A 20,434-nucleotide genomic window follows, 5' to 3' on the forward strand; every position below is an offset into this window, starting at 1 on the left:
CACACGAGAAAAGTGGTCTTGTCCCCCGTAAGCAAAACCCCGTACCATCAAACCACAATAACAAATCCAATCTGATCGGACACCATGCTCTCTTATCGCAGCCGCGGTTTTACCTTGATTGAACTGCTCATCGTCATTGCCATCATCGGCATTCTGGCCGCCATCGCTATACCCAGCTACAGCGAATACATCAAAAAAAGCCGCAGAACTGATGCGACAGTGACCATTAGTAAAATCCAGCAAGCACAAGAAAAATGGCGGGCAAATAACTCGCTTTACACCAACAATTTTGGCAGCACTAACGGCTTAGCCTTAGTAAGCGACGCAACCAGTCTAAACATGACGAGTGAAAATGCTTATTACAAACTAACAATAGGCACAACTTGTGCGGCAAATACAGATGCTACAGGCACACCAACCGGTACAAACTATTGCATTAACGCCGTTGCCGACAGCACAAAACAACAAAATTCAGATACAAACTGCAAAACACTCACGATGACAATAAGCAATGGCAATACAACTGCCACTCCAACCAGCTGCTGGAGTAAATAAATGAAGTACTTTAAAAATCGTGGCTTTACTTTAATAGAATTGATGATCACACTTTCTATACTAGGCATATTACTTGCAATTTCCGTTCCCAGCTTTACGGAATGGATGCAAAGAAAACGTGTAATTGGTGTAGCCAATGAATTTGCAGCATTGATACAATTCTCACGCAGCGAAGCCATTAAACGTAATGCCAATATTTTTCTGCAAACAACACGTATTAGCGACACCAATTGGTCTCTTATGAGTAGCGATCAACAAGCGAGCTGCACCGCATTAAACCCTTGTGATTTAAGAAATATGCTCCCTAGCAATTACAAAGAAATTAAAGTAAAAGCAATTACAAATGCAGCGGGAACCGACAATAATTTAAATAACACACGAATCAATCCAGCAAACCCAATTTTCAATTTTTCAAATGCTACAACAGATACATCCGTTCAATATGTCACCTTTGAATCTGGCAATTATCAACTAAATACTCAAGTTAGCGTTACTGGATTAACCACCATATGCATACCAACAGGAAAACCAGCTATCGGCGGCTACCTTCCATGCTAAAAAAATCACTATTAAATCAAAGTGGTATTTCACTCATTGAAATTTTAATCGCAATGGCAATTAGCTTAGCGTTACTCACTGCAGCTGCGACCATGGCTTTGGCAAGCTTAAGTAGTAGCAAAGACACATTACAAAACACTGCAGCACAGCAAGAACTCCAAACTATTTTAACGACAGTAACACGTGAAATTCGACGTTCTGGATATCGCTCCCCAGCAATGACGCCAGTAGAGGAAATTGCCGAAAACGCAAAATCTACAACAACATTTCGTAAAATATGGACCTTCGGTGGCACAACATGCATCGTTTATCGCTATGACAGCGACACCAATGCAGATCCTCTATTGCCACCTGGAAATGGACTCATTAGTAACGATGAAGTCAGGGGAATTCGCTTAGATAGCACCAATAACCGCATCGACTTCCTTACTTCAGCCACAAGCACAACAGCGCCAACAAGTTGCGATTCGGCAAATGGGACTTGGACACCATTAGTTTCAGGAAAAAGCATTCAACTAGGCACAGACGCCCTTAAATTTGAATACAGCTCCGGCTGGATTCGCATTGCCGACGGTGCAAGTATTACATCAGCCCAAGCCCTTGCAGCGAATGCTGCAGTAGCTAATTCAGCAGCAGAAGTAATCGATCAAGTAAAAATAAGCATTTCAGGAACCCTTCCGACAAGTACCACAGCGAATCCAAAAATTATTGAATCAAGTGAAATGGTGCAGTTACGCAATCGACCATTCAAATTCAATTAGGCTAAAAATAAAATGAATAAAATTAACTACAACAACCAATCAAAACAAATTGGAATTGCGGCATTACTAGTTACAGTTATGTTGGCCTTAATTGCAGGCGTTGCAACAATTTATGTCAATCGCAGCGGACTGTTACTACAACGTTCTGTTACAAACAACTCGCAAAGTGTTATGGCCACTCAAGCCGCTGAAGCGGGGATTAATGCTTTCTATGCTCAAATTAAATCCGATATCGATTTAATTAACTCGACAGGAAGCGATGGTGTAATTTTAAGAACAAACTCTGTGACTTCAGCAGCTAGTTGCGCTCCCGCAACTTCAAATATGCCCTATGAAATTACAAGTACCTATTCTGATAGCAGCAAACAACAATTTGCTCCAGACAAATATTTTAAGGCTGAGCTACCACTATTGGGAGCATTGTCGAATGTAAATCCCCAATTAGCTTACCGCGTGCAAGCAAAATTAAGTAATAATAAACTTTACATTACAAGCGAAGGATTGACTGGTTCAGAGTCTGGATTAATAAACAATGGCAATAGCAGTGATAGCTACGCCAAAATTCGAAGAACAATCCCAATTGCTGGTGGTTTGAATTTACCCAATACAGCAGTAACTATTGGTGGTTACGCAGATTCAAGTGGCTCTATTAATATTGGTACTACGTACTTAAGTGACCCCAAACCTCTTTGTGCAGTAGCATTTGGAGATGAATATAATTATCGAGGATCACCTAGTTATACCTGCTCTGCTGGCGGAGCATGCTCTCCATTGCAAGACGCTAGCTTGCAAACCAACCTCTTTGAAAAAATTTTTAATTCAAGCAAATCAGATTATAAAAATAGCAAAGCAAATAGAGTTCTACCAAATTGCACTGGACCAATAACCGTGACAGACAACGAAGTCGTTTGGATTTCTGGCGACGCCAACAATTGCACTATTAGCGGATCAAACAAAGCAATCATTATTGTAGAAGGAAATGTAACAGGTTCATTAGTTGCTAGTGGTTTCGTTTATGCTACAAACGTTTTTCAAAATGGTGCCATGACAATAACAGGATCGCTTGCGATTGAATCAAAATGGGACATTGGAAATTCAGCCACTTACTTGAATGGATTCCACCAGTTCCCAAACCACAAAAACGACTCTGATATTACTCAACTATTTAATGACGGAATTACCGATTCAGTATACGGACCGGCATCTGCACGGCCTTTGACAGGCACTCATGATGCAAAAGGTGCAATTCACGTTTTCTACAAACCTCTAGTACTAATTCCAGTCGACCCTCTGGGCACAACAATCAGCTCAAACTCTTGGATCGATTTTTAAGGCAAATGAAGACGATGAAAACAAATCAACATGGCTTCAGCTTAATTGAAGTGATGATTGCAGTCATTATTTTAGGCTTATCCGCTTTATTTCTTGCCAAATTAAATGCAGTTTTATTACAAGGAACAAGCGGTGCAGCTGATCGACAAGTAGCCATTCGACTTGCTGAGGGTGTCGCAGATAATTTACGGCAAATCGTCCGCAACCCTCAGTTACGCAGTCTTCCTACTAGTTACGCTGGAGTGCCTGGCGGCACTCCAATTAGCTTCGGCAATTGCGACCCAAACACACCAGCAACAAAATGTGCAATCTTTACAAACAAGACCACAACTTTCACCATTCGGCGTAGTCTTTTACCCGCAGCTCCCAACTTACACTCAAGTAGCACCCCTTTTGATGCTCAAATTGATGTCAGTTGGCAAGGCAGCAATGGACAAATGCAAAACATTGTCACAATGACTTCAATTCGTCCTGAACCAGCGCCTCCTTGGTTAGTTGCAACGCCTTATGTAATTAATGATTTAGTTAGCTTTTCTGGCCGTATTTATAAAAGCAAAACGATTCACTCCGCGACCACAGGAAATCAACCCGAAAAAGTAGCCCCCCCAACAACAGATGGTATTTCAACAGATTGGCAGGTTTTATAGCGCTGAATATTAATAAAATTCACAAAAAATCATATAAACTACGCCCCTGCCCCCAGACAGGGGCGTTTTTACTTTTAGCGAAGGACTGACATGCGCTTTTACTTCCCTCTCGTCATTATCGACGAAGATTTTCGCACCGAGAACACCAGTGGTTCCGGTATTCGTGAACTGGCTGCGGCGATTGAGGCCGAGGGTGTGGATGTGGTGGGCTATACCAGTTATGGCGACCTCACCTCTTTTGCGCAACAGCAAAGCCGTGCCGCTGGCTTTATTTTGTCGATTGACGACGAAGAATTTGGCTCGGGCTCTATTGAAGAAACGCATGAAGCTTTAACTAGCTTGCGCAGCTTTGTCGCCGAGATTCGCCGCCGCAATCCAGATATTCCAATTTATATTTACGGTGAAACGCGCACTGCGCGGCACATTCCGAATGATGTCTTGCGTGAATTGCATGGTTTTATTCACATGCACGAAGACACGCCCGAATTCGTGGCGCGGCATATTATTCGCGAAGCGAAATCCTATCTCGATACCCTCGCGCCGCCTTTTTTCCGCGCACTAACGCATTACGCCCAAGACGGTTCTTACTCTTGGCACTGCCCGGGGCACTCGGGTGGCGTGGCGTTTTTAAAATCTCCCGTTGGGCAAATGTTCCACCAGTTTTTTGGTGAAAACATGTTGCGCGCCGACGTTTGCAATGCGGTGGAAGAGCTCGGTCAATTGCTCGATCATACTGGGCCGATTGCCGCGTCTGAACGCAATGCCGCGCGCATTTTTAATGCCGACCATTTGTTCTTTGTCACCAACGGCACGTCAACGTCGAACAAAATCGTTTGGCACTCTACCGTTGCGCCGGGTGACGTGGTGGTCGTGGATCGCAACTGCCACAAATCAATTTTGCATTCGATCATGATGATGGGCGCAGTGCCGGTGTTTTTGATGCCAACGCGCAATCATTACGGCATTATTGGTCCGATTCCAAAATCTGAATTCACGCCAGAAAATATCCGCAAAAAAATGATGGATAACCCTTTTGCGCGGGAAAAACTACTGGAAGATCCAAACTTTAAACCGCGTATTTTGACGATCACGCAATCGACTTACGACGGCATTATGTATAACGTCGAAGACATCAAAGGCATGCTCGACGGTGAAATCGATACGCTGCATTTTGATGAGGCGTGGCTGCCACACGCGGCTTTTCACGAGTTTTATGGCGATTATCACGCGATTGGCGAAGACCGTCCGCGCTGTAAAGAATCGATGGTGTTTTCAACACAATCTACGCATAAATTACTCGCTGGCCTAAGCCAAGCATCACAAATCTTGGTGCAAGACCCAGAAAACCGTCAGCTCGATCGCGATTTATTTAACGAAGCGTATTTGATGCACACGTCGACCAGCCCGCAATATTCAATTATTGCATCGTGCGACGTAGCGGCTGCGATGATGGAGGCGCCGGGCGGCACCGCGCTGGTCGAAGAATCCTTGATGGAAGCACTCGATTTCCGCCGTGCGATGCGCAAAGTGGATGAAGAATACGGTGAAGACTGGTGGTTCTCGGTATGGGGCCCAGACGATTTGACCGACGAAGGTCTAGACCATCGTGACGCTTGGATGCTAAAAGCCGGCGACAATTGGCACGGCTTTGGCGAGATTGCCGACGGCTTTAATATGCTCGACCCCATCAAAGCCACTATCTTGACACCGGGCTTGGATTTAAATGGTGACTTTGACGCGCAAGGGATTCCTGCGAGTATTGTGACCAAGTATCTGGCTGAACACGGCGTAGTCGTTGAGAAGTGCGGGCTATACTCCTTCTTTATTATGTTTACCATCGGCATTACCAAAGGCCGCTGGAATACGCTACTCGCGGCCTTGCAGCAGTTTAAAGACGACTTTGATAAAAACGCCCCGCTGTGGCGCATCTTGCCCGAGTTCATTGCTAAATATCCGCAATACGAGCGCATTGGCCTGCGTGATCTTTGCCAGCAAATCCACGGCATTTATAAAGAGCACGGTGTTGCCCGCTTAACCACCGAGATGTATTTGTCCGATATGGTGCCGGCGATGAAACCGGCTAAAGCCTTTGCCAAAATGGCGCATCGTGAACTTGATCGCGTCGCGATTGATGATTTAGAAGGCCGCATTACTGCGGTGATGCTCACGCCGTATCCACCAGGCATTCCGCTGTTGATTCCGGGTGAAGTCTTCAACAAAACCATCGTGGATTACTTAAAATTTGCCCGTGATTTCAATCAGAAATTCCCCGGCTTTGAGACCTATATCCACGGTCTAGTCGCCGAAACCACTGCTGGCGTCACGCGCTACTATATGGATTGTGTACGAACTTAATTTGGGTTTGTGCTCAACAACCGCCAGCTTGCTGGCGGTTTTTTTATGCCCGCCGCCGACTACGCCATGCAATATCAGCCTCTTGCTTTGCAAACGGCCCACTCGGGCTATAACAAAGCCAGAAAAACAATCGATCTCAATAAATTCTTCAGTACTGTTTCGCACAGACCCGCACAACAGCGCACTTAAGGTAAGCACATCGCTAATTTGTCAATATTTCCGCAGCACTTCCTATTGATTAAATTACAAGCGCTGCAATTTAACTCGTATACCGTTTCACTTTTTTGGAGATTGAAAGATGCGTTTTGACAAACTCACCACCAAATTCCAACAGGCATTGGCTGATGCACAAAGCATCGCCAACCTGAACGACAATGCTTATATCGAACCGCAACATTTACTACTGGCACTCCTGAATGACAGTGATTCAGGTACCGCCGCATTGCTAGCGCGCGCGGGTGTCAATGTGCAACCACTCCACAGCGCGCTCGATGGCTCACTCGCGCGCATCGCCAAAATTTCCGGCGGAGATAGCGATCTCACCGTTGGCAAAGACCTGACTCGCTTATTAAATCAAACCGATAAAGCGGCGATGCAACGCGGTGATCAATTTATTTCTAGCGATTTATTTTTGCTCGCGCTGTGCGACGACAAAGGCGAAGCCGCGCGCCTACTCAAAGACCATGGCGGCAATAAAGCTGCGATTCAAGCGGCGGTGGATGCCGTGCGCGGCGGCAACGGCGTGGATAATCCAGAAGCCGATCAACAACGTGAAGCATTGAATAAATACTGCCTTGATTTAACTGAACGCGCTCGGCAAGGCAAGCTTGATCCTGTGATTGGCCGCGACGATGAAATCCGCCGCGCCATCCAAGTATTGCAACGCCGCACCAAAAACAATCCAGTCCTGATTGGTGAACCGGGCGTGGGTAAAACCGCGATTGTTGAAGGCTTGGCGCAGCGCATTATCAATGGCGAAGTACCCGAGTCGCTCAAAGGTAAGCGGGTATTGGCCTTAGATCTAGCATCGCTCTTGGCTGGCGCTAAATACCGCGGTGAATTTGAAGAACGCCTCAAAGCAGTCCTTGGCGAACTGGAAAAAGAAGCCGGTCAAGTCATCGTCTTTATTGATGAATTGCATACACTGGTTGGCGCCGGTAAAGCCGAAGGCGCAATGGATGCTGGCAATATGCTCAAGCCTGCCCTCGCGCGTGGCGAATTGCATTGCCTTGGCGCGACTACGCTCGATGAATACCGCAAATACATCGAAAAAGACGCAGCACTGGAGCGGCGTTTCCAAAAAGTACTGGTGGGTGAGCCGAGTGTTGAAGCCACCATTGCGATTTTGCGCGGCTTGCAAGAAAAGTACGAAATCCATCATGGCGTTGAAATCACCGATCCGGCGATTGTGGCGGCGGCTGAATTATCGCACCGCTACATCACCGATCGCTTCTTGCCAGATAAAGCCATCGACTTGATCGACGAAGCGGCGGCCAAAATCAAGATGGAGATCGACTCTAAGCCCGAAGTGATGGACAAACTCGATCGGCGGATTATTCAGCTCAAAATCGAGCGTGAAGCAGTGAAACGCGAAAAAGACGAAGCCAGTAAAAAACGCTTGGCCTTAATCGAGGAAGAAATTGCTCAATTGGGCAAAGACTACTCGGATCTAGATGAAATCTGGAAAGCCGAAAAAGCCAGCGTGCTGGGCACTCAAGCGATTCGCGAAGAAATCGAGCACGTTAAAACGGCAATGGAAACCGCTCGCCGTGCCGGTGAATGGGACAAAGCTTCAGAATTGCAATACGGCGAATTACCGCAGCTCGAAGCCAAGCTCAAAGCGGCCGAAACCAGCGAAAATGCTAGCGAAACGCCAAATAAAACTCGGCTATTACGCACGCAAGTTGGCGCCGAAGAGATCGCCGAAGTGGTGAGCCGCGCCACGGGTATTCCGGTGAGCAAAATGCTACAAGGCGAACGCGAAAAACTACTGCATATGGAAGAAGTTTTGCACCAACGCGTGGTCGGTCAAGACGAAGCGGTGCGCTTAGTTTCTGACGCGATCCGTCGTTCACGCGCCGGTCTTGGCGACCCAAATCGCCCTTATGGCTCATTCCTATTTTTGGGGCCGACTGGCGTGGGTAAAACCGAGCTGTGCAAAACGCTGGCGAACTATTTATTTGATTCCGAAGACCATATGATTCGCATCGATATGAGCGAATTTATGGAAAAACATTCGGTAGCGCGCTTAATTGGGGCGCCACCGGGCTATGTCGGCTACGAGGAAGGCGGCTACCTCACCGAGCTGGTACGGCGTAAACCGTATAGTGTGATTTTGCTTGATGAGGTCGAAAAAGCGCATCCAGACGTATTTAATATTTTGCTGCAAGTATTGGATGATGGCCGCTTAACCGATGGCCAAGGTCGCACAGTGGACTTTAGAAATACCGTGGTGATTATGACGTCCAACCTCGGTAGCGAGCATATCCAGCGTTTGGCCGATTCTGATTATCAGGTGATTAAATTGGCGGTGATGGCGGAAGTTAAAACGCATTTCCGCCCTGAGTTTATTAACCGAATCGACGAAGTGGTGGTGTTCCATGGCTTGGCCCAAACACAAATTCGCCACATCGCGCGCATTCAGCTCGATAAGTTGCGCCAGCGTTTGGCACAAATGGAAATCAGCTTGTCGGTTTCAGATGCTGCGCTTGATTTGATCGCCGAAGCGGGCTTTGATCCGGTGTATGGCGCAAGGCCATTAAAACGCGCCATCCAAAGTGAGCTGGAAAACGTGTTGGCCAAACGACTACTCAATGGTGACTTTGCCGCCAAAGACACCATACATGTCGACGCCAAAGACGGCATGATGCACTTTAGTTAAGTCGCACAGCGCCTTCCCCGGCAAACAAAAAGCCATTCCGAATCTCGGAATGGCTTTTTTTATGTATAGACACAGAGCCTATTATTTAATTCACTTAGGCAGACATACCCCAAGCAATCGTTAAGCCTTTACGTCTACATTTTGCCCTAAATGCGCCGGATTTACGCTGGCCGGCTGCGGAATGGCTTGCAGCAAGCTGAGTGTACTTTGCGCCTGTAGATCCAAACTTTTACGCAGCATCACCAATGGAACAGGATTGTTGGCGCTGGCACTACTGGCCGCATTCACCATACTGTCACTCATTACAACACCCCTTTTTTGCCATAACGGTTATTTTATCGGCCTTATTCACGCTTAATGAAGGGTAGCAGCCTGAATCAGCGCAAGAAATGATAAAATGCGCCAATGAACGCACCTGCCTATATCCATCTTCGCCTCCATTCCGAGTTTTCAGTTTCTGACGGCATCGTCCGTCTGGATGACGCCGTTAAACGCGCCAAAGCCGACAAAATGCCGGCGCTTGGCATGTCGGATTTAATGAATCTGTTTGGTCTGGTTAAGCATTACAAAGCTTGCCGCAATGCCGGGATTAAACCGATTATCGGCTTGGATGCATGGATCGAAAATCCAGATAACCGCGACAAACCATTTCGCACGCTGCTGATTTGTAAAAATCGCGCCGGTTATGGCCGTCTGTGCGAGCTGATCACGATGGCGTTTCGCGACAATCAATATCGCGGCCGGGGCGAACTGAAAAAAGAATGGTTTACCGCCGGTGATAATAGCGGTTTGATTGCGCTGTCGGGCGCTGAGCTCGGCGAAGTTGGTCAGCAGTTTTTGGCGAATAATCCAGAGCTTGCCAGCGCGGCAGCCCAGTGGTGGGCGGCGCAATTTCCCGATAGTTTTTACCTCGAGATTCAACGCACCGGCACCGCAGCATGCGAAACCAGCTTGCAGCGCCAGCTCGATTTGGCGGGTGAGCTCAATCTGCCGGTAGTCGCAACGCACCCAATCCAATTTATGGATCCGGACGACTTTAAAGCGCACGAAGCGCGCACCTGTATTTCGGCAGGCTTTGTCATGAATGACAAACGTCGCCCGAAGGATTTCACCGAAGAGCAATATTTCAAAACCACGGCGCAAATGCAAGAATTGTTTGCCGATGTGCCCGAAGCGCTCGCCAATACCGTGACAATTGCACAGCGCTGCAATATTGAGATTGTGCTGGGTAAAAACGTCTTACCGCCCTTCCCTACGCCCGAAGGCATGACGCTGGATGATTTCTTGGTGTATGAGGCTAAGCGCGGCTTAGAAATGCGCCTTGCACAGCTATACCCCGATGAGGCACTGCGCGAAGCGGAACGTCCTCGCTATTACGAACGACTCAAAATCGAAACCGACACCATTATTAATATGGGCTTTCCCGGTTACTTTTTGATCGTTGCCGACTTTATCGCCTGGGGCAAAGTCAACGGCTGCCCAGTGGGGCCGGGTCGTGGTTCGGGTGCCGGCTCGTTGGTGGCGTACAGCCTGGGTATTACCGACATTGATCCCACTGCGTATGCACTGCTGTTTGAGCGCTTTTTGAATCCAGAACGCGTTTCAATGCCCGACTTTGATATCGACTTCTGCCAAGAAAACCGCTGGCGCGTGATTGAATACGTGCGTGAAAAATACGGCGCGGATGCCGTGAGCCAGATTGCGACTTTTGGTACCATGGCCGCCAAAGCGGTGGTGCGCGACGTCGGCCGCGTGCTCGATTTGCCGTATATGTTTTGTGATGGCGTATCCAAACTCATCCCTGCTGCGCCCGGTAAACAATATAGTCTGGACGATGCGCTAGAAATGGTGCCTGAGCTGGCCGAGCGCGTTGAGCGCGAAGAAGAACTCAAAGAGCTATGGGAGCTGGCCAAAAAACTCGAAGGCCTCACGCGCAATATCGGTATGCATGCCGGTGGGGTATTGATTGCACCAAATAAAATCACTGATTTCTGCCCGGTGTACCAAGCATCAGGCGATGATGCCTCGCCGGTGTCGATGCTGGATAAAGACGACGTTGAAGCCGTTGGCTTGGTGAAGTTTGACTTTTTGGGTTTGCGAAATCTAACGATTATCGAACTCGCGCTGCAATACATCAAAAACCAAACTGGCGAATATCTGGACTTAATGAGTCTGGGCTTTAACGATCAAGCCGCGTATCAGGTGTTCCGCGATGCCAATACCACCGGCGTGTTTCAGGTCGAATCGGACGGTATGAAGCGCTTGCTCGAAAAGCTCGCGCCCGATCGTTTTGAGGACATTATTGCGGTATTGGCGCTATATCGTCCGGGGCCACTCGGCTCAGGGATGGTCGACACCTTTATTAATCGTAAAAAAGGTCTTGAAGCGCCCGATTACTTCCATCCCGACCTCGAAAAATGTTTGGAGCCGACTTACGGCGTTATCGTGTATCAAGAGCAGGTGATGCAGATTTCGCAGATTATCGGTGGCTACACGCTCGGTGGCGCCGATATGCTGCGCCGGGCGATGGGTAAGAAAAAGCCTGAAGAAATGGCCAAACACCGGGAAACCATTGCCGAAGGTGCCGCCAAGCAAGGGTACGATCCCAAACTCGCCGAAACCTTGTTTGACTTGATGACCAAGTTTGCCGAGTACGGCTTTAATAAATCGCATACCGCAGCGTACGCGGTGGTGTCGTACCACACCGCCTGGCTCAAAGCGCACCATACTGCGGCCTTTATGGCGGCAACGATGTCGTCCGAGTTGGACAATACTGACCAGCTCAAAGTGTTTTACGATGATTGTTTAAACAAAAAAAACAAACTCGAAATCTTACCGCCCGATATTAACGAAAGTTTTTATCGCTTTGTTCCGGTGGGTAAAAAACAAATTCGTTATGCCTTAGGGGCGATTAAAGGCGTTGGCGAAAGCGCAGTGAATATGATTGTCGCCGAGCGCACGGCCAACGGACCGTTTAAAGACATTTACGATTTATGTAGCCGAACCGACAAAAAAGAAGTCAATAAACGCGTGCTCGAAGCCTTAATTCGTGGTGGCGCTTTTGATGCGCTTGAGCCTAATCGCGCGCGCATTATGGCCAATGTCGAGCAAGCCATGGCCGTGGCCGAAGCTGAAATCGCCAATGCCAATCAAATTAGCTTGTTCGACATGCTAGAGCCCGCTGCCGCACCGCAAATCGAACACCTAGATGCGCCGCTATGGGATGACAAAATCAAACTGGCCGAAGAAAAATCCGCACTCGGATTTTATCTTTCTGGCCACCCGTTTGATGCCCATGCCAGACCGATTAAAGGCTTGATTCGCACCCGACTTGATCGACTCAATAACCAGCGCGAGCCGCAATTTATTGCCGGGATTGTGGCGGGCATGCGAATTAAAAATGGTGATCGTGGCCGGATGTGTTTTTTACAGCTCGATGATGGTCATGCCAAAGTTGAACTCACGCTGTATTCCGAATCGTTTGAAGCCAATCGCACCAAGCTCAAAGAAGACACTTTATTAGTCATCGAAGCAAAGGTCTCGGAAGATCGCTTTTCCGGTGGGCAACGCATTATCGCCGATCGGGTATTTGACTTAGCCGAAGCGCGCAGCCACTTTGCGCGGGCACTCAAAATTAACTTGGGGCAGCAAGGCGACGCCGACAGGCTCAAGCAAATTTTGCAACCCCACGCGGCCGATCACGGCTGCGCGGTTGAAATTGATTACCAAAATAACGACGCGCAATGCCAGATGCTACTAGGCCATGCGTGGCGAGTGATTTTACGTGATGAATTGCTGAGCGATTTGCGTAACTGGCTTGGTCCACAATCGGCTGAACCACGCTTCTAGGTATACCTCGCTAGCACATATCAATAATGCGCTAGCGAGACATACCACCCATAAAATTTCTGAGCATTTTTTCCAAAAATTTCCGCGCATTGTTTATCTTTGAGATTTGACCTATGTCAAATTTTTACATCCTCCATCAGTCCATTTTGCCAATTTTTACATTCCATTCGGCGTCTCAAAGGCATAAGATATTGTCATGAAAGTGAGGTTTGCAATGCAAACTTTACTGCGTCGCAACAATAAAGCCATTGTCTTATGTAGTTGAAAATATTCAATAACATATTTTCAAAACTGATCTAAATCAATTTTTGAAATTGCATTATTGTTACGATGCCTTAATAAAAACTTGCTGCTGTTTGCCCTATCTGGCAACAGCGACATTCTTTTCAGTTAGCAACTGAAAATTCGGCTTAAAGATGGTCCAACAGACATCGCCACTAAGGAGTCTCACCCAAATGAATGCACCTCAAGACAACTTGCAATTGACAGCTTGGCGCGGTTTTAGCGCTGGCGAATGGCAGAATAAAGTATTGGTTCGTGAATTTATCCAAGCGAACTACACACCATATGTGGGTGATGATTCTTTCCTAGCCGGCCCGACTGAACGCACGACTCAATTGTGGACTGAACTGTCAGTCTTGCTCAAAGAAGAGCGCAAACGCGGTGTGCTCGAAGTTTCTGCACAATTTGGTTCAACCATCACCGCCCACGGCGCTGGCTACATCAATAAAGATTTGGAAACCATCGTTGGTTTGCAAACTGATGCGCCGCTACGCCGCGCCATCATGCCAAATGGTGGCTTGAAAATGGTTGAAAACGGCCTCAAGGCTTACCATTTTGAAATGAACCCTGAAATCAAAGAGATCTTTACCAAATACCGTAAAGACCACAACAACGCGGTATTTGACGTTTACACGCCAGAAATCATGGCTTGCCGTAGCTCGGGCGTGATTACTGGTTTGCCAGATGCCTATGGCCGTGGTCGTATTATTGGTGACTATCGCCGTGTGGCTTTATACGGTGTTGATTTCTTGATCGCTGACAAAAAACGCGAAAAAACCGAACTCGACAACGTACCATTCACTGAAAGCGTTGTTCGCTTGCGTGAAGAATTATCCGAACAAATCAAAGCACTGAACGAACTCAAAATCATGGCCAAAAAATACGGCTTTGATATCGCTCAGCCAGCCAACACCGCTCAAGAAGCCGTGCAATGGTTGTACTTCGGCTACTTGGCTGCAGTAAAAGAGCAAAATGGCGCAGCAATGTCGATTGGTCGTATCTCGACCTTCCTTGACGTTTACTTCGAGCGCGATCTTGCTGAAGGCACATTGACTGAAGCGCAAGCGCAAGAATTGATCGACCATCTGGTGATGAAATTGCGTATCGTGCGTTTCTTGCGCACCCCAGAATACGATGATCTATTCTCAGGCGACCCAACTTGGGTGACTGAATCGATCGGTGGTACTGGTGAAGATGGCCGTACTTTGGTCAGCAAAACCAGCTTCCGTGTATTGAACACACTGTACAACCTTGGCCCAGCGCCAGAGCCTAACTTGACTGTATTGTGGTCAACGGCTTTCCCACAAGGCTTTAAAGAATTCTGCGCCAAAGTATCGATCGACACCTCGGCGATCCAATACGAAAACGACGATTTGATGAAACCAAAATGGGGCGACGATTACGCGATTGCCTGCTGCGTTTCAGCGATGCGCGTTGGTAAGCAAATGCAATTCTTTGGCGCTCGTGTGAACTTGGCTAAAGCAATGCTCTACGCGATCAACGGTGGCGTGGACGAAAAAACCGGTAAAGTGGTTGCCAAAGGCTTCACGCCAATCACTGGCGACGTACTTGAATACGACGAGTTGATGAGCAAGTACGACATCATGCTCGACTGGTTGGCAAAAACTTATGTGACTGCGCTCAACTCAATCCATTACATGCACGATAAATATGCTTACGAGCGTATTGAAATGGCACTGCACGATCGTGACATCTTGCGCACTATGGCTTGCGGTATCGCCGGTCTATCCGTGGCAGCAGACTCATTGTCAGCAGTAAAACACGCTAAAGTGCATATCAAACGTAACGAAGCGGGTTTAGCTGTGGATTATGTAATCGAAGGCGAATACCCAGCCTACGGTAACAACGATGATCGCGCTGATGATATCGCGGTTTGGTTGTCGACTGCGTTTATGGAAAAAATCAAAGCGCAACCTGTGTTCTACCGTGACTCAATGCCAACTCAATCGGTATTGACCATCACTTCGAACGTGGTTTACGGCAAAAAAACCGGTAATACCCCTGACGGTCGTCGTTCAGGTGCGCCATTCTCACCAGGTGCAAACCCGATGAATGGTCGTGATACCAATGGCTTTATCGCTGCAGGTTTCTCTGTATCGAAAATTCCATACGAATCAGCACTGGACGGTGTGTCTTGGACTGCATCAATGACACCAGACGCTTTAGGCCACAACGCAGCAGACCGCGTTAAAACCTTGGCAGCATCGATTGACGGCTTGTTTGGCCCACACGGCGAAGAATGCTCAACTTGCATGACGACCGATGCGATTGATGAAAAAATGGACCAATTGTTCCACTTGAACATGAATGTTTTGGATAAAGATACCTTGCTTGATGCGGTTGAACATCCAGAAAACTACCCGCAATTGACGATTCGTGTTTCAGGCTATGCGGTGAACTTTGTTAAATTGACTCGCGAACAGCAAATGGACGTGATCAACCGGACTTTCCATGCGAAGTGCTAAGAATGCGTAGCGCCGCCTCGTGATGCTGATTTTAGTAAAACTTAGGATCAAATTCACAAGGCACGCTACTTTTAATTCACATTCTTGTAGTGATGAATGATGGCAATATCCTACTGGGGTATTGCCATACAAGCTGCAGCAAATCATGACTACAAGCACATACCTAAGAGGACGGCAACAATGGCTCAATTATTTCATTTGAACATGAATGTTTTAAACAAAGAAACACTTGAAGATGCAATGGCCAACCCCGACAAATACCCACAATTGACCGTGCGCGTATCGGGTTATGCGGTGAACTTTGTTAAACTGACTCGCGAACAACAGCTAGACGTAATCAATCGCACTTTCCACGATAAATGCTGATTGAAATCTAGCGCAAACACGGATCGCAAGGCATCGCCTGCGGTCCGTTTTTACATGTAATCGATAAAACCTTAAAACTAAAAAAAATCACTGGAAATCATCATGGCACTCGATAAACCTGCAGGCGAAATCGTTCCTGCCGCCTTTGATGCCGATGGCAATCAATTTGGCTACATCCACTCTATTGAAACCGGCGCGGCCGTTGATGGCCCTGGCATGCGCTTTGCACTGTTTGTTAGCGGCTGCCAATTTCGCTGCTTGTACTGCCACAATCCCGACACGTGGAAATTGCACAACGGTAAGCAATACACTGTGGACGCCATCGTTGCCGAAATCGGCAAATACGCCAGCTTTTTACGCATTGCCGGCGGCCTGACTATTTCTGGCGGCGAGCCTTTAATGCAAGCCCATTTTGTCGGCGAGATTTTCCGCCGAGTCAAACACGAGCTTAAAGTGCACACCGCACTCGATACCCAAGGCTTTTTGGCAGCGCACTTACCGGATGAATACTTCGACAATATCGACTTAGTGCTGCTCGACATTAAACAATTTGATCCGATCAAATACGAAGCGCTCACTGGCAAGCCGCTGCAGCCAACGCTTGAATTTGCCGAACGCATGATTCGTCTTAAAAAGAAAATGTGGATTCGCTACGTCTTGGTACCTGGCATTAGCGACGACGAGCAAGATGTCGCAGGGCTAGCCAATTACCTCAGCGAACTCGAACGCCAAGCCCCTGGTTTGATCGAACGTGTGGAAATTTTGCCCTTTCATAAAATGGGCGAAAACAAATGGCTTGATCTGGGAATGAAATACGAACTGACCGACACTCGCCCACCAAGCCAAGAAATGGTCGAGCGCGTCCGCGCTCAATTTAGCGCCAAAGGCCTATTCTGCTGTTAAGCAAGCCGCGCATTCCATCGCCAGCGTTCGCGCTGGCTTTTTTTTGCTTCAAACCAAATCAGTCAATCGAGAATTACGCCAACTTCGGGTATATTAACGCTCAAATTACAGCAGGATTAAACCATGGCCGGAACTAGCCTTTTAGTATTACTCGATGATATCGCCGCAGTGCTCGATGATGTGGCACTGATGACCAAAGTGGCCGCAAAAAAAACCGCCGGCGTATTGGGCGACGATCTGGCGCTGAATGCCGAGCAAGTCTCTGGTGTGCGCGCCGAGCGCGAACTGCCCGTTGTTTGGGCGGTGGCCAAAGGCTCATTTAAAAACAAACTGATTTTGGTGCCAGCCGCGCTGTTAATTAGCTTTGTCGAAGACCAATTGCGCGCCAATGGCCTGAATATCCCCTTGATTATGCCGCTATTAATGTTGGGTGGATTGTATTTGTGCTTTGAAGGCTTTGAAAAAATCGCCCATCCTTTTTTGCACTCACACGCTGAAGACGTTGCCGATCACCAAGCATTGAGCGACGCAGTGAATAACCCAGCAATTGATCTGGTGGCGTATGAACAAGAAAAAATCCAAGGTGCAATTCGCACTGACTTTGTGCTTTCAGCAGAAATCATCGTCATCACCCTTGGTACCGTGGCCGCCGTTAGCTTTAGCAGCAAAGTCGCGGTACTCACCGGCATCGCCATTATCATGACCGTCGGCGTGTATGGTTTGGTCGCCGCCATTGTGAAAATGGACGACGCTGGGCTTTATCTGAGCCAAAAACCCAACGCCAACGCCATTAGCCGCAGCGTCGGCCGCGTATTACTCGCTGGCGCACCAGTTTTAATGCGCGTATTAGCCGTGGTCGGCACCTTGGCGATGTTTATGGTCGGCGGTGGCATCATCACTCATGGCATTCCCGTCATTCACCACCTCATCGAAGCCGCAGCCCACAGCACCAGCACCCTCCCCGCCATTGGCGGCGTACTGGCTGCATTAGCACCATCATTTTTAAACGCCATTGCCGGCGTCATCGCTGGGGCAGTGACATTACTGGTCGTGACCATCATTGGAAAAACATTGGGCGCGTTTAAAAAATAAAGCCTGTGGCTATTTCTTATTTAGCGTTGCTTGATGACATTCATTACTGAACAAGGGATAGCCTGTAATCGGCCAGAAGCGGAAGCCCCCACTGTGAATATCTTCTACATAATTCCTAACGATGTTTCTAATGAGGCTATTTTATGAATAAAAACATTAAACTCGTCGCCATTTCTGGCAGTCTTCGTGCTGCTTCCTGTAATTCAGCATTGCTACGAGCAGTCAAAGCGATGGCACCTATACATATTCAAGTATCGCTTTTTGAGCAAATGGCTTTCATTCCGCCATTTAACCCCGATATCAATATCGATGAATTTCCATTACTGGCGCAATTACGCGATCAAATTATTGCAGCGGATGGTGTATTGATTGCAAGTCCTGAGTATGCCCACGGAATTAGTGGTGTAATGAAAAATTTACTTGATTGGATGGTCAATACGCCAGCGTTTGTGAATAAACCCGTAGCAATTTTAAATGCAGCACCCCGCGCTCATCATGCCTTTGACTCACTCAAAGAAGTTTTAACTATGATGTCCGCTAATCTGCTTTATGAGGCGTCGATTACTGTTCCTGTGATTGGTGAAATAAAAACGACTGAAGCAATTCTCCGCACCCCACTTATTTGCATGGATATACTCAAATCCTTAGCCTCATTTTCAGAATTTGACCAAGCTACTATCGATTAATTAAAGTCTAGGAGTGCCTGCAGCACCGTAGCTCCGATTAGCGCAGCGTAATCGGAGGAATGGCATGCGTACGATTACGCTACGCTAATCGTACCTACCTATATCATTGAGCATCTGCTTCGGGTCGAAAATAGGCTATGACCAAGCTGCTAAGCCTGTATTACCCAACAAAAAACCGCCTAAATTAGGCGGTTTTGTTATTGCGATCGAACGATTTATTTATTCACTGTCGATGCATCAATTCGGCTGCGTTCATCCAAATTGATGGGCTCTTTATCCCACAATAAAGCGCGGCCGTCGATTTGGCCTTGTTTGAGTTCTGGGTTTTTTGCCAAAACATCTTCAATAAAATGGGTGTATTCAGAAACGTAGCAATTATCTTTGCCGAACATGGTGCTCTCCCGAGGTAATTTATTTTGCCGCCATTATAACCGAGGCGATGTTCGGTCGGCAGTTTGATTGCAGATCGTCAAACCCGTTGCAGCAGCGCCGCGCCAGTTCATGGACTGACTGTGTTTTATATACGAATCATAGGTATTGCCAGCTAGGAAATATAAATTATGCGCTAGCTAGAAATACCCCATCAATCATTCATTGCTTGCTGCAATACCTCAATAAAGCGTGCATTTTCCGCCGGCAAACCAATCGACACTCGCAAACTATTGGGCATACCGTAACCCGCCAATGGCCGCACAATCACCCCACGCTCGAGCATAAATTGATTCAGCATACGCGCGTCGCCACAGTGGAAAGTCACAAAGTTACCCGCCGACTCAATAAAGCTAATACCAAGCTGGCGAAATGCATCGGTGATTTGCTGCATGCCTTGGTTATTCACGCGCACTGACGCTTGCAAAAATTCCTCGTCGTCCAGCGCCGCAGTCGCTGCCGCTTGCGCCAAACTATTGACGTTAAACGCTTGGCGAACGCGATTGAGCATATCGATGATTTCAGGGCTGGCTAGCGCAAAACCCACGCGCAAACCCGCTAAGCCAAAGGCTTTAGAGAAGGTTCTGACGACGATTAAATTCGGAAATCTTTTTAACCATGCAATCGAATCGCTGCGTTTGGCGGCAGGTAAAAATTCGGTATACGCTTCGTCGAGCACCACCAGCACATGGCTTGGGCATAACTCTAAAAACTCGATCAAATCGCCCGGGCGCGCCAAGGTACCAGTCGGATTATTTGGATTGGCAATCCAAACGATTTTCGTGCTGGGCAAAATGGCCGCGCGCATGGCGTCTAAATCATGGCCGTAATCGAGCGCTTTTACACAGATCCCCGTTGCCCCCATGGCCTGCGTGGCCAAGGGATAAACGGCAAATGCGTATTCGGCATACACCGCAGTATCGCCCGCTTGTAAAAAGGCATGTGCAATCAATTCCAGCACGTCGTTTGAGCCATTGCCCAATACAATTTGCTCGCTGGCGACTTGGTATTTCTCGGCAATTTTGGCTTTCAACTCAAAACCATTACCATCGGGATAGCGCGCTAAGTCAGCAATTTCTTTTTCAACTGCCGCACGGGCTTTGGGGCCCATGCCCAGTGGGTTTTCGTTCGAAGCCAATTTAACGATTGTTGCTGGATCAAGCCCCATTTCACGCGCTAGTTCAGCGACAGGTTTACCGGGTTGATACGGCGCAATCGCGCGGATATATTCGGGGGCAAGCGTCAACATCGT

The 20,434-nt window shown here is 47.7% G+C and carries 15 protein-coding genes and 1 pseudogene; 13 read left to right on the plus strand and 3 right to left on the minus strand.

Annotated elements, in window-relative coordinates; translation table 11 throughout:
* Positions 1 to 84 precede the first annotated feature (84 nt).
* The 7 genes from HQN60_RS00680 (at position 85) to clpB (ending at position 9,089) form a co-directional block, all read left to right on the plus strand.
* Positions 85 to 555 carry a type IV pilin protein gene (locus HQN60_RS00680; protein ID WP_173531884.1) on the plus strand — a complete coding sequence of 157 codons (471 nt, stop codon included), beginning with the start codon at positions 85 to 87 and terminating at the stop codon, positions 553 to 555.
* Positions 556 to 1,113, plus strand: a complete 558-nt coding sequence (locus tag HQN60_RS00685) for a GspH/FimT family pseudopilin (RefSeq protein ID WP_173531885.1) — start codon at positions 556 to 558, stop codon at positions 1,111 to 1,113.
* Entirely contained in the window at positions 1,107 to 1,874 is a 768-nt protein-coding gene (locus tag HQN60_RS00690; protein ID WP_173531886.1) for a PilW family protein, read from the plus strand. Before HQN60_RS00685 ends, HQN60_RS00690 begins: the two co-directional genes overlap by 7 nt.
* 12 nt (positions 1,875 to 1,886) lie before the next feature.
* Entirely contained in the window at positions 1,887 to 3,206 is a 1,320-nt protein-coding gene (locus HQN60_RS00695; RefSeq protein ID WP_173531887.1) for a hypothetical protein, read from the plus strand.
* A gap of 14 nt (positions 3,207 to 3,220) precedes the next feature.
* Positions 3,221 to 3,853, plus strand: a complete 633-nt coding sequence (locus tag HQN60_RS00700; protein WP_173531888.1) for a type IV pilus modification PilV family protein — start codon at positions 3,221 to 3,223, stop codon at positions 3,851 to 3,853.
* Between the two features lie 90 nt (positions 3,854 to 3,943).
* Positions 3,944 to 6,208, plus strand: coding sequence for an arginine/lysine/ornithine decarboxylase (locus HQN60_RS00705; protein ID WP_173531889.1), 2,265 nt, complete (start codon positions 3,944 to 3,946; stop codon positions 6,206 to 6,208).
* A gap of 298 nt (positions 6,209 to 6,506) precedes the next feature.
* Entirely contained in the window at positions 6,507 to 9,089 is a 2,583-nt protein-coding gene (gene clpB / locus HQN60_RS00710) for an ATP-dependent chaperone ClpB (protein WP_173531890.1), read from the plus strand.
* A gap of 120 nt (positions 9,090 to 9,209) precedes the next feature.
* Here the strand turns inward: clpB and HQN60_RS00715 are convergent, their stop codons facing one another.
* Complete coding sequence (locus HQN60_RS00715) at positions 9,210 to 9,392, minus strand: YjfB family protein (RefSeq protein ID WP_173531891.1); 183 nt, start codon at positions 9,390 to 9,392, stop codon at positions 9,210 to 9,212.
* Positions 9,393 to 9,494: 102 nt separating this feature from the next.
* Here HQN60_RS00715 and dnaE point away from each other — a divergent pair, with 102 nt between their 5' ends.
* The 6 genes and pseudogenes from dnaE (at position 9,495) to HQN60_RS00745 (ending at position 18,753) form a co-directional block, all read left to right on the plus strand.
* Complete coding sequence (gene dnaE, locus HQN60_RS00720) at positions 9,495 to 12,938, plus strand: DNA polymerase III subunit alpha (RefSeq protein ID WP_173531892.1); 3,444 nt, start codon at positions 9,495 to 9,497, stop codon at positions 12,936 to 12,938.
* 455 nt (positions 12,939 to 13,393) lie between these two features.
* Positions 13,394 to 15,706: a formate C-acetyltransferase gene (pflB, locus tag HQN60_RS00725; protein ID WP_173531893.1), complete on the plus strand. Its 2,313-nt coding sequence runs from the start codon at positions 13,394 to 13,396 to the stop codon at positions 15,704 to 15,706.
* Positions 15,707 to 15,901: 195 nt separating this feature from the next.
* Positions 15,902 to 16,072 (plus strand): annotated as a pseudogene (locus HQN60_RS16060) (glycine radical domain-containing protein); the annotation flags it as partial.
* Positions 16,073 to 16,174: 102 nt separating this feature from the next.
* Positions 16,175 to 16,975: a pyruvate formate-lyase-activating protein gene (gene pflA / locus HQN60_RS00735; protein WP_173531895.1), complete on the plus strand. Its 801-nt coding sequence runs from the start codon at positions 16,175 to 16,177 to the stop codon at positions 16,973 to 16,975.
* Between the two features lie 123 nt (positions 16,976 to 17,098).
* Complete coding sequence (locus HQN60_RS00740) at positions 17,099 to 18,067, plus strand: DUF808 domain-containing protein (RefSeq protein WP_173531896.1); 969 nt, start codon at positions 17,099 to 17,101, stop codon at positions 18,065 to 18,067.
* Positions 18,068 to 18,210: 143 nt separating this feature from the next.
* The gene (locus tag HQN60_RS00745) at positions 18,211 to 18,753 is read left to right on the plus strand and encodes an NADPH-dependent FMN reductase (RefSeq protein WP_173531897.1); all 543 of its coding nucleotides are present in this window, start codon (positions 18,211 to 18,213) and stop codon (positions 18,751 to 18,753) included.
* A 215-nt stretch (positions 18,754 to 18,968) separates the two neighbouring features.
* Here the strand turns inward: HQN60_RS00745 and HQN60_RS00750 are convergent, their stop codons facing one another.
* Both HQN60_RS00750 and hisC read right to left on the minus strand, forming a co-directional pair.
* Positions 18,969 to 19,145, minus strand: a complete 177-nt coding sequence (locus HQN60_RS00750) for a DUF3460 family protein (protein ID WP_173531898.1) — start codon at positions 19,143 to 19,145, stop codon at positions 18,969 to 18,971.
* A 191-nt stretch (positions 19,146 to 19,336) separates the two neighbouring features.
* Positions 19,337 to 20,431, minus strand: coding sequence for a histidinol-phosphate transaminase (hisC, locus tag HQN60_RS00755; RefSeq protein ID WP_254456650.1), 1,095 nt, complete (start codon positions 20,429 to 20,431; stop codon positions 19,337 to 19,339).
* Positions 20,432 to 20,434: the final 3 nt, after the last annotated feature.

The organism is Deefgea piscis (assembly GCF_013284055.1).
Lineage (GTDB): Bacteria > Pseudomonadota > Gammaproteobacteria > Burkholderiales > Chitinibacteraceae > Deefgea > Deefgea piscis.

Coding starts and splice junctions, on each gene's coding strand:
- HQN60_RS00680 (WP_173531884.1), top strand. CDS start 85: ATGCTCTCTTATCGCAGCCGCGGTTTTACCTTGATTGAACTGCTCATC.
- HQN60_RS00685 (WP_173531885.1), top strand. CDS start 556: ATGAAGTACTTTAAAAATCGTGGCTTTACTTTAATAGAATTGATGATC.
- HQN60_RS00690 (WP_173531886.1), top strand. CDS start 1,107: ATGCTAAAAAAATCACTATTAAATCAAAGTGGTATTTCACTCATTGAA.
- HQN60_RS00695 (WP_173531887.1), top strand. CDS start 1,887: ATGAATAAAATTAACTACAACAACCAATCAAAACAAATTGGAATTGCG.
- HQN60_RS00700 (WP_173531888.1), top strand. CDS start 3,221: ATGAAAACAAATCAACATGGCTTCAGCTTAATTGAAGTGATGATTGCA.
- HQN60_RS00705 (WP_173531889.1), top strand. CDS start 3,944: ATGCGCTTTTACTTCCCTCTCGTCATTATCGACGAAGATTTTCGCACC.
- clpB (WP_173531890.1), top strand. CDS start 6,507: ATGCGTTTTGACAAACTCACCACCAAATTCCAACAGGCATTGGCTGAT.
- HQN60_RS00715 (WP_173531891.1), bottom strand. CDS start 9,392: ATGAGTGACAGTATGGTGAATGCGGCCAGTAGTGCCAGCGCCAACAAT.
- dnaE (WP_173531892.1), top strand. CDS start 9,495: ATGAACGCACCTGCCTATATCCATCTTCGCCTCCATTCCGAGTTTTCA.
- pflB (WP_173531893.1), top strand. CDS start 13,394: ATGAATGCACCTCAAGACAACTTGCAATTGACAGCTTGGCGCGGTTTT.
- pflA (WP_173531895.1), top strand. CDS start 16,175: ATGGCACTCGATAAACCTGCAGGCGAAATCGTTCCTGCCGCCTTTGAT.
- HQN60_RS00740 (WP_173531896.1), top strand. CDS start 17,099: ATGGCCGGAACTAGCCTTTTAGTATTACTCGATGATATCGCCGCAGTG.
- HQN60_RS00745 (WP_173531897.1), top strand. CDS start 18,211: ATGAATAAAAACATTAAACTCGTCGCCATTTCTGGCAGTCTTCGTGCT.
- HQN60_RS00750 (WP_173531898.1), bottom strand. CDS start 19,145: ATGTTCGGCAAAGATAATTGCTACGTTTCTGAATACACCCATTTTATT.
- hisC (WP_254456650.1), bottom strand. CDS start 20,431: ATGTTGACGCTTGCCCCCGAATATATCCGCGCGATTGCGCCGTATCAA.